The following is a 9,342-nucleotide window of genomic DNA, read 5'->3' on the forward strand; positions in this document are numbered from 1 at the left end:
TGCGCCAAAGGGGTCCCGTTTGGACGCCGATCACCCCGGAAGCGGGGTCCTTATTCCATGCTGATCAACACTCAGCCCGCACGCCTTTCGGACCCTGGCGGCCACGCTGCTCGCGGAGACCTCGCCCGAGGACTCGTTGCACACGAGGCCGCTCCTTGGTCACCGGCAGTTCGCCACCACCGAGCAGTTCTACATTCGCGCCAGCCAACTCCGGGCGGCGCGGAGCATCTCACAGGCACTGCTTGGGATCCGGGACGCCGAGCTGGAGGTCCCTGAACCTGAGGAGACCGAGTGAGCTTATGATCATCAGGGGGAGCCATCCCGTGACCCGAACCACTATCTTCAATGTGCGGTATGTAGTGGGTCAGTCAGTCAGTCAGTCAGTAGGTTAGTCGGCTGACTTCCTGCTGCGAAGCTTCTTCTCATAAGCATCAAAGGCTTCTTCCAGCACTACCGCTATCTGCATGTCATAGTCTTTGGCCAAAGCTTTGATGCGGTCGCGAACCGACGGCTTGACCTTGAAGCTCATCATGTCGCCGCGCCGCTCTTCCGGGTTAGCCTTCACCGAACGTGAGGCCCCTACCCTATCAGATTCAGCGCCACGCTGCGGAATGCCCGTGTCCGCTGGCGTAGCTTCCGGGTTGATGAGGCCACCCATGTTCAACGGCTTCTTGCTCAATCCATGACTCCTTCGATGTAGCCATACAGGCTTTGGAACTCTTCAGCCGCCCGTGTATCGGTGGTTTCGGTGACGCCCTGCCCTGTCACACTGGCTTCCGCGTAGATCGTCCGTTGCGCGACTTGGACAGGAGCTACACGCCCATGCTGTGCCAAGGTTTGTAGCGCCATTGTCGTGACCTTGGCGCGCGGCAAGACCTGAGACAGGAGAAAGACGAACGGTGTCTTCGTTTGCTTGAGTAGGTTCAGCGTGGCACCCACTGCCCGAAGATCGTCACCGCTTGTCCGCACAGGGACTATGGCTAGGTCGGACGCTTCCAAGACGGGCTGAAGGGACGTGCTTGCTGCTGGTGGGGTGTCTATCACGCACAGGTCGAAGTGGTCCCGCATGGTCTGCATGACGGCGGCTAGATCGTCTTCGGGTCCGACGCTGAACAGCTTGGGTTCATCGGACTCGCGGGCATCCCACCACTGACGAAGCGATTGCTGCGGGTCGGTGTCGATGAGGCAGACCCGCTTTCCGGTTTCAGCGGCGGCTACTGACAGGTTGCGGGCGGTGGTTGTCTTCCCTGCCCCGCCCTTCTGAGCCACCACGCATATGGTTTTCACGGCTTCCTCTCCTGATCGTGAGTCTATGGAACACAACACCATTTCACGGAAGTAGGCCAGTCAGTCTGTTGGTCAGTCAGGCGGTAGGTTGGTCAGTGTGGCGGTCAGGCAGTCGGTTGGTCAGTCAGTCATTCGGGTGGCTTACCAAATGCCTGAATTCACTGGCCTTGGCGTAGCGTTGACACTTTGTTCGTCGGGAGCTAGATTTTTAACGGGCCATGACGATGCCGCAAACACCGTCATGGCCCTATGACCACCGGGTGCTGCAAACACCCACATGGTTTGGAAGTAAATTAGCGCTGACGTGGCGGCTTGTCCATGCGTCTAGGCGTTAGAGTGCTACCACAGCATGTGCCTTGCGCACCCCTACACAGGGAGGACGCGGCCATGACCAACACCCATGATTACCGCCCTGCCTTGAGTCCTGTGTTCAAGTGGACTGTCGTTGACCGGCCTGCCGCCATCAATGAAGCTGTCTGGAACACCGCAAGAGAGGGGGACGAAGACTCACTAGCTTAGAAATAAGAAGCCCCGCCGACGTGACCGCCGACAGGGCTCCAAACTTCTAGCTAGCACAACAGAACGTGGCCAAACGTTCCATAGGAAGCAAAAGACTTTGCACCTTCCTTTGTAGTGCTAGCCAGAAATTTTGACAAGCGCCTTTGGGCGAATGATCCCGCTTTGCCTTGGCGTTAGTTGGCGGTTCGTCGGCTCCACTCATGGAGTCGAAGTGAAGACGCATACCTATGAAGACCCTGCATCATCAGGGTTCAGGAAAATCGGCCTGTTCACGGCCAAGCCCCGCTACCGTATCGGGTCCGAAAGGGTTGGACGCTGCGAACACAAGGTGGCGCTCGCGCTGAAGCCTTCAGTGCTGGCCAATCTGGTACTGACTGCCCGACTGACTGACCGACTTTCCAGAAAGGTAGGGTCCCGCAACGGGGACCTTGGTCATGTGGCCCTGGAAGCGTTCGATTGGCTGCGGAAGGAAATGAAGGGCGGGGCAGGGTTCGTGGCCCATGCCTTCACCTACATCCGCAAGGCCATCACCCGTTCACGGTCTGCTGTCGTGGAAGGCATCCACCGTCTTGTGGATCAGGGATGGCTTCGGAAGGTCCGTCGCAAGGATGAGAACGGACAGGCGATCAACGCCTATGGGTTCAGCCTGCCGCGTTCTGCCTATGCCTTGGCGTCTCGGCTCTTCGGCAAGGTGGACGTTCCTGAAGACGTAGCCCGTGACTTCGACGCCATGTGCCAGCGGTTCCCACGGTGGCGCGTAGAGTGGGAAGACTTCTTGCGGCACATGAAGGACGTGTGGAAGGCGGAAGGCCATCCTGTCTCAGAAGGTCAGGGGGGTCAGACAGACGTTCTGGATCGGCATGACGACATGAGGGACCTTCCCGTGTCGCCTGCGGTGCCGCCGCGCTCTGATGAGCAGAACCGGTTTCACGTCTTGATGGACATGATCCTATCCCGCCTTGGCAGTGAGTCCGCTCAGCGGTCGCAAGCTTAGAACCCATACCTTCACCCCCTTAAATCGGGACCGAAGACAAGCACCAACCACCAAGCCACGCCAGATGACACGATGAAGGTTGCTTAGAAGCGGGTGAAGCCGCGCAAGCAAGCCGGAAACCTGTTGCAGTCGGAAGGGTAGGGGTTCAGTCAGTAAGTTGGTCGGCTGACTGACCTGCTGCTTTTCGGGTCACGTCCCGGACGGGAGGGAAGCCCCGCGATGCGGGCAGTCTCACTTGCGAACGGGAATTTTCAGCAACAGCCCAAATCTCGACCATCTTGAAGTTGCTGTCTTCGATGGGGTCGAAGGAGCGGAAACGGTCGCGGAGAACGTAAATCGCAGGCGCGATATCGGGGGTCAGAATGGTGGCTTCTGGAATGGGTCTCTTGAGTGAGGTGGGTCCGCAACCATTTCGTCCCGGCTGGCCGCAGACAAGATCAGATCGAGAGCCTATGAGGCGGCCTCCTCGGCCTCTGGGCCGGTCAGTTCGAAGTTCCCAGGCGCCGACCCGACCAGCCGAAACGGAACTGCGTCTTTGCTGTAGACAGACGGGTATCAGAGCGCCTCACTGAAGGTCTGTGGGTCCTGCAAGCCCAACGATAGCTCGTGCGAGGTATCATGAAACGCCGCCATGATCTCGACTGGCTCCGGGTGCTGCTCTTCGGCCTGCTCGTGCTGCACCATGTGGCCGTGGGCTTTGTCGCCTGGGGTGCGGACATCTATCGTTTCACCAACGACAAAGTGGCGGGAGACTGGCTGGGGCTTCTGATCTACTGGACCCATAGCTGGAGGTTGCCGGCGCTGTTCCTGATCGCGGGGATCGGTACTTACTTCGCCACGGGGCGGAGCCGGGGTCTGCGGTTTATCGGCTCGCGCGTGGCACGGCTCCTGGTTCCCGCGCTCTTCGGCACCTTCGTCCTGAACGTCGTCGCGGGCTATGCCATGGCGCGGATGACGGGCGATCCACCGGGCTTCTGGACCTTCTGGAGCCGGTGGCTGACCGAGCCTGAGCCACGGCAAGTCTTGCACCTGTGGTTCCTGTTCAACCTGACCTTCTACACGGTCCTGTGCTGGCCGCTCTTTGCTGCGCGCGAGCGGCTGGAGCGCATGCGCCTTGGCACACCATGGCTCCTGATCGGGTTGGTCCTGCTCTCGACTGCCATTGTGGTGCTGGTGAAGCCGCACGCGCCTGCTCTCGCCGGGGACGGCTATCAGTGGCCCTACTATCTCTCGATCTTCGCGGGCGGCTACCTTGTCGGAGCGCACCATCGAGAGGTCTTGGACGGAGTGGCGCTCTGGGCATTCTGGCTGCTTGCGGCTGCCACAGTCGTGTTCCTGCTCAAGGTGAGCCTACTTGCGGTCGAACTCGCGAGCGCCCCTGAGGTTGGCGAGGCGCTTGCCCGCGGCGGCTGGGTCCCGGCCGGGGTGGCGCCGGCCTATGAGCCGCTGTCCATGTTGCACTCCGCCAGCGAGGCCGCCACGGCGTGGCTTTGGGCGCTGACGGCCCTTGGCCTGTCAGCGCGCTACCTGCGTCGTGGCGGGCCGCTCCTGCGCCCGCTGAGCCGGGCCGTCTTCCCCGTCTATGTGCTGCACTTCCCCCTCACGATCGTGGGGCTCGCCCTTGTGGCGCAGCTCGACTGGCCCTGGGGCCTGGAGTTCCTGCTGCTGGCAGCCGTGGTCTACCTGCTGAGCGGGCTGCTCTATCTTGCAGCAGACCGGCTCGGATCCGCGGTCTACCTGATCGGGGGCCGTCCGCAGCGCGCGCCAGCAGTTCCGGCGCCGAGAGCGGGCGACCTGACCTGACGAGCGTTCCTGCCTGACTTGGCCTTGAAGCTCCTTATGGCCATGGCTCGCGCCAAGGGCAGGCTCCGGGGCAAGCAGCCCAAGCTCTCTGATTGCTAGCAGAAGGAGCTGCATCGGATGCACGACAGCGGGGACTACAGCATCAGCGACTTGGCTGGCTCTTCTCGGTGTCGCGGCCCACCATGTACCGCACACTCCAGCGCCAGCCAAGCGCGGCGTAGCAGCACGCGTTGGCCATTAGCGGCTGAGCCATAGGAGTTCAGGATCGAGCCTTGCTAGGCTGTCATGGCATCGCCGTGCCGCGCCATCCTGAGCCGACGCGTAGCCACTGCGAGCGCAGCATCTGGACCAGCTGGGCGATGTTCAGAACCAAGAAGACGAGGTTCCAGGCAACCACGGTCATCATCGGCTCTGGCTGGCTATAGAAGTAGACCAGGACACAGGCTGTCGCCACAACGGACAGCAGCCGCAGCCGTAGCATGTTCGTGGTGAAGTACCCCAGCATGAAGAGGACGTTCGCGGCGTTAATCAGGAAATCCATGACGGAAACTCAAATGATAGAAGCTCAAAGGCTTAGCCAGCCTCGACGGCTTACCGGCGAAGCGGGCTCTCGTGATATGTTTGCGGGCAGTTCTGCCAGGCGTGGGCTGCGTCGGTTGCCGCACCCGCTCCCGGAGGAACCTGCGCGTGCTTTCGCGCCGAAGGCTCTTGGGAACAAGTCAGGAAATTAGGACCGCTCGTTGCCGTAGCGCGGGAGCCTCACCTGCGTTGGGGCAATGCCCAAGTCTGGGTTCGCCCCTGCCGGCCGTCGGGCACGTGGAGGAGCCGGTCGAGGCGAGCAAGAGAGCTCTGTTGCAAACTCTGGGTGAGGGCGCATGAGGTCAGCGGGCACTCTCGCCACGCTCAGACTGCCTCGAGCCGCTCGTTGATTAGCGGCTCGGCCAGCGGTAGTCTGTCGTCGGTCATCGGGTGATCCTCTCGGGCTCGGTTGAAGTCGGACAACTCCACCTTAGCCACGGACCCCGATGACCACCTCAGCCCCCACCCGAAACTCCACCACGTTCGGGGACGCTACCCAGGACTGCCAAGACACTGATTTCCGCTCAAAGCCAGGACCTCTGTTGAGGCTGGCGTAAGGGGTATGGTGGAGGGGCCTCCTCCATCGGAGATGACAGAACCTCTGTTTTTCTAGATCACCGGGACCACGTGGGAAGATGATCCCCGTGCTATCCCTCATCCGCGCGCCGCGTTATCAGCTTTCGCAGTAAGCGCTTGGACGAGACACACAGGCGCTTGCTCGAACTCCAAGGCGAGCGCGATCAGGCTAGGAAGCTGTCTCCCTCAGGTCTCCTTGCCCAAGCGGCGACATATTCCTGCCGTGACGGGCTGTTTCTACTCTTCCTACGTGGTTGCCTGTGGTCGCGTGTCTGCTCCGGCAGCCATGGCTACACCGCACGGATACCGAGGGGGCGTCCGTGGCGACCGTCGTGCCCCCGAGTGGTCAACGGCCCGGGAGTTAGGCCCGGGTGCGTACACGCCGTCCGGGGGCGCGGCGGCTGCGGTCGCCCCCAACTCGCTCGCAGCTTGGCCGAGGCTACACCCTCGAACGGCCTCTCGACCCGTCCGACAAGTCGCAGGGCGCTGCTTAGTGGAGCGTGGCGCCTTGTCGGCCGAGCATGGCGGTGACGATGAGGTGCGCTTCCGCGTGCCGTTCGGACTCGCGCTTGGCCTTTGCCCGCGTCCGGCCCGCCTTGCGGTCCTCACGCTGCCGCAACGCCGCCGAGAGAAGCGTATCAAGGGCGAGAGCCTCGGCGCGGGAGAGGGTTTCGGTGATGTCGCCTTGGGTGAGGGTCACGCGGTCGGCGCGACGCCCGACCACCAGGTCGCGCCGGTCTGTCACCTTTGGTGGCTCTCCTGCCTTGGCAGGCCGGACCACCGTGCGGCCCCTGTGGATCGTGTAATCCCGGTGCCGCGTCTCGTGGGCCTTGGGAGTGGCTGCGATATAAAGCACGCGCATCAGTTCCCACAGGTCCCCGAGGCGGACGGAGAAGGTGGAGCCGGTAGGGAAGGCGATCCGGACCTCCTTCGACATGAGCTGGACAGTGGGTGTGGTGATTTCGGTCATCTCGGTCATGTCGCCTCCTTTCTGGCCGGTGTTGGTGGCTGTTGAAGCAGGTCAGCCCAGGCTTCGACCTGACAACACAAAAGGCCAGGACAGGTTCGCATCGGCTCGACAGGTCTGGGGCTGAAGGCCGCAGAACTCGCCTGTGGGAGTGAGGGACATGAGCCGATGGTCAGGACGGCTGGACCGTGTCGGAGAGCGGGTCCTTGCGATGGCGGGACGCGAGCCCGACCGATCGCGAAAAAGGAAGCCCCATAAAGGGCCTGCCGACATGATCATTATCTGGAGCCTGAGGCCTGAACAAGGCCATGAAAATTCGTGGAAAGAACGTCCGATGATCAACTGTCGTTGAGTGCCGCTCCCGCCCGCGCGACCCTCTTGAAACCTGCGAGGGTCTTTCCATATCGCCTGTCGCCAGTTGCCCGTTGTGGGGCTGGCACTGTCAAGCGGGCGTCAGGGACGTCGGATCGGACTTGGCGCCACCTTGTATCCATGTTGCTCAACGGAGGATGTGGCTATGAGATCTACGTTCGACTTCGCACCGCTGTTTCGCTCCAGCGTTGGCTTTGACCACCTGCTGAATGCGCTGGAAGCTTCGAGCCGTCCCGAGGCCGTCGACAGCTGGCCGCCTTACGACATCCTGAGGTCCGGCAAGGACGAGTACCGCATCACCATGGCGGTTGCAGGCTTCTCGCCTGAGGATGTGACCCTTACCCAGGAGCCCAACATCCTTGTGGTGGCCGGTCAGAAGGCCGACGAGGTGCAGGGCCAGTATCTGCATCGCGGCATCGCCCAGCGGTCCTTCCAGCGTCGCTTCGAGCTCGCCGACCATGTGAAGGTCACGAGCGCCAACCTTGTAGACGGTCTGCTCACCATCGACCTCGTGCGCGAGATCCCTGAAGCGATGAAGCCTCGCCGGATCCAGATCGCCTCGGACCCGGCTCTGGCCAAGACCGAGGATCCCCGGCAGATCGAGTCCGATCAGCACGCCGCCTGAGATAAAGCGCGACCAGTCTTACCAGAGCAAAGCATCACAGCGCCCGGTGATCCGCCGGGCGCTGACGAAGTCGTGTCGATCTGTGTCCATCAAACGACCGGACACTGTTGGCGAAGTCAGAACAACGTACTGAGTGCGGCGAAAATCGAGGTTTGGGGCCGTCTAGCGCGTGCCAAAGCCGCAACTTCAAGGCTCGACAGCCACCCGGCTTCGACTTCGCCAACAGTGTCCGTTCGTTTTCCTGACATTTCAGCTCATGGCTACTGCCGCTCAGGGTACCCTGTTGAGCGGCCGGAGGCGTGGTATGCCCCACGGAGGCAATACCGTGTGAAACAGGGAGGCGCAGTTCATCAGTTGTCCCGCATCTCGGCCGCCAGGAAGTCGATGAAGCGACGCACGGCGGGCAGAAGGCCACGCCGGGACGGAAAGACCGCATGGATGATGCCTCTCGGGACCGACCAGTCGGGCAGCAGCACCTCCAACTTCCCGCCGGCGATGTCCTGTGCCACGATGTAGTCCGGCAATTGCACCATGCTGACCAAGAAGGAGGACTACCGGGCTCCGGCGCGGGCAGCGACTGCATGACACGCGTCCCGTCGCAGCCCGCCTGACGTCGGTGAAGGAGCGTGTGAGAAGTCACCTGGCTCGGCGCCGCCTCCTCGCCAGCCTTTGTTCGGGCGCCCGAGGGCAACGACTGCGCCGAACGCTTCATCCGGGCCCTGAAGGAGAACCTGCTCTGGGTCCGGACCTTTCAGACGGTCGAGGAACTCCGTCTCGCTCTCATCGGATTCAAGCAGACCTACAACGAACACTGGCTGACCGAGCGGCATGGTTACCGCTCGCCCGCCTAGTTCCGGCGCGACCAAATGGACAGCATGCCGCTGGCCGCATAATCGCAATCGAGTGTCTCACGATCCGGAGGCGTACACTCCCAGAAGCCATCCTTGGCTCGGCCTGCAACGACGAAGGCCGCCGCCCGAGGGGCGACGGCCTTGCCTACCGTAGTTGGGCCCGGCCCTGGATGCGGGCCGGTTAGGGGGCCTACAGCAGGAAGTCGCTCGCGATCAGGTCGGTGACGCCGCTGATCCTGATCCGCATCTCGGCCCCCACATCGGCATCCGTGTCGACGAAGACGAAGGTGTCCGTGCCATTAGTCTCGTAGCGGACCTGCGTCGCCGAGCCCGTGGTGAAGGCGTCCGTGCCGATGAAGTTGAAGGTGAGCGAACTCACGCCGCTCAGGTCGATTATGTCCCCACCGACGATGCCGCCACCCTCGAAGTCGAAGATCGTGTCGCTGGGCGTCAGCGTGCTGGCGGATGTGGAGGAGAAGATGAATACATCATCCCCCGCGCCGCCGGTGAGCCCGTCGGTGCCGAGGCCGCCGATCAGTTCGTCAGCGCCCGCATCGCCGAAGAGATTGTCGTTGCCCCCGTTGCCGCTGAGCATGTCGCTGCCTGCGCCACCCAAGAACAGGTTGGCGGCGCCATTGCCGAAGATCGTGTCATCCCCCGAGCCGGCGGTGATGTTCTCGACAGTCGTGAGGGTGTCTGAGGTCGCCGCCGTGGCGCCGCTGCCCACTGCGACCGTGGGGGCCACGGCCATGTCGATGGTCAGGCCCGT

The 9,342-nt window shown here is 62.3% G+C and carries 9 protein-coding genes and 1 pseudogene; 4 read left to right on the forward strand and 6 right to left on the reverse strand.

The window, feature by feature from the left end; genetic code table 11:
* Window positions 1-388: 388 nt before the first annotated feature.
* Together FHG71_RS22140 and FHG71_RS22145 are read right to left on the reverse strand one after the other, a co-directional pair.
* Window positions 389-679 carry a hypothetical protein gene (locus FHG71_RS22140; RefSeq protein ID WP_139083891.1) on the reverse strand — a complete coding sequence of 97 codons (291 nt, stop codon included), beginning with the start codon at window positions 677-679 and terminating at the stop codon, window positions 389-391.
* The gene (locus FHG71_RS22145) at window positions 676-1,287 is read right to left on the reverse strand and encodes a ParA family protein (protein ID WP_176559578.1); all 612 of its coding nucleotides are present in this window, start codon (window positions 1,285-1,287) and stop codon (window positions 676-678) included. The genes FHG71_RS22140 and FHG71_RS22145 overlap by 4 nt, the downstream gene beginning before the upstream one ends.
* A gap of 730 nt (window positions 1,288-2,017) precedes the next feature.
* Between FHG71_RS22145 and FHG71_RS22150 the strand changes: the two genes are divergently transcribed.
* Both FHG71_RS22150 and FHG71_RS22155 read left to right on the forward strand, forming a co-directional pair.
* On the forward strand, window positions 2,018-2,800 hold the full coding sequence (locus tag FHG71_RS22150) for a hypothetical protein (RefSeq protein ID WP_139083894.1): 783 nt from the start codon (window positions 2,018-2,020) through the stop codon (window positions 2,798-2,800).
* A gap of 618 nt (window positions 2,801-3,418) precedes the next feature.
* Window positions 3,419-4,603, forward strand: coding sequence for an acyltransferase family protein (locus FHG71_RS22155; protein ID WP_139083895.1), 1,185 nt, complete (start codon window positions 3,419-3,421; stop codon window positions 4,601-4,603).
* A gap of 283 nt (window positions 4,604-4,886) precedes the next feature.
* On the opposite strand, the gene FHG71_RS22165 is transcribed toward FHG71_RS22155, so the two are convergent.
* Both FHG71_RS22165 and FHG71_RS22170 read right to left on the reverse strand, forming a co-directional pair.
* Complete coding sequence (locus tag FHG71_RS22165; protein WP_139083897.1) at window positions 4,887-5,144, reverse strand: hypothetical protein; 258 nt, start codon at window positions 5,142-5,144, stop codon at window positions 4,887-4,889.
* 1,104 nt (window positions 5,145-6,248) lie between these two features.
* Window positions 6,249-6,737, reverse strand: coding sequence for a hypothetical protein (locus FHG71_RS22170; protein ID WP_139083899.1), 489 nt, complete (start codon window positions 6,735-6,737; stop codon window positions 6,249-6,251).
* A 505-nt stretch (window positions 6,738-7,242) separates the two neighbouring features.
* On the opposite strand from FHG71_RS22170, the gene FHG71_RS22175 reads away from it, so the two are divergent.
* Entirely contained in the window at window positions 7,243-7,722 is a 480-nt protein-coding gene (locus tag FHG71_RS22175; protein ID WP_139083901.1) for an Hsp20 family protein, read from the forward strand.
* A 350-nt stretch (window positions 7,723-8,072) separates the two neighbouring features.
* Here FHG71_RS22175 and FHG71_RS22180 read toward each other — a convergent pair whose 3' ends face one another.
* A complete protein-coding gene (locus FHG71_RS22180) occupies window positions 8,073-8,255 on the reverse strand; it encodes a LysR substrate-binding domain-containing protein (protein WP_139083902.1) in 183 nt (60 codons plus the stop codon).
* A gap of 99 nt (window positions 8,256-8,354) precedes the next feature.
* Between FHG71_RS22180 and FHG71_RS24090 the strand changes: the two are divergent.
* Window positions 8,355-8,573 (forward strand): annotated as a pseudogene (locus FHG71_RS24090) (IS3-like element ISMtsp5 family transposase); the annotation flags it as partial.
* Window positions 8,574-8,763: 190 nt separating this feature from the next.
* On the opposite strand, the gene FHG71_RS22190 reads toward FHG71_RS24090, so the two are convergent.
* Window positions 8,764-9,342 (reverse strand): M10 family metallopeptidase C-terminal domain-containing protein (locus FHG71_RS22190; protein ID WP_218014213.1); only part of this gene is annotated, 579 nt, incomplete at its 5' end.

This window comes from Rubellimicrobium roseum (assembly GCF_006152145.1).
Lineage (GTDB): Bacteria > Pseudomonadota > Alphaproteobacteria > Rhodobacterales > Rhodobacteraceae > Rubellimicrobium > Rubellimicrobium roseum.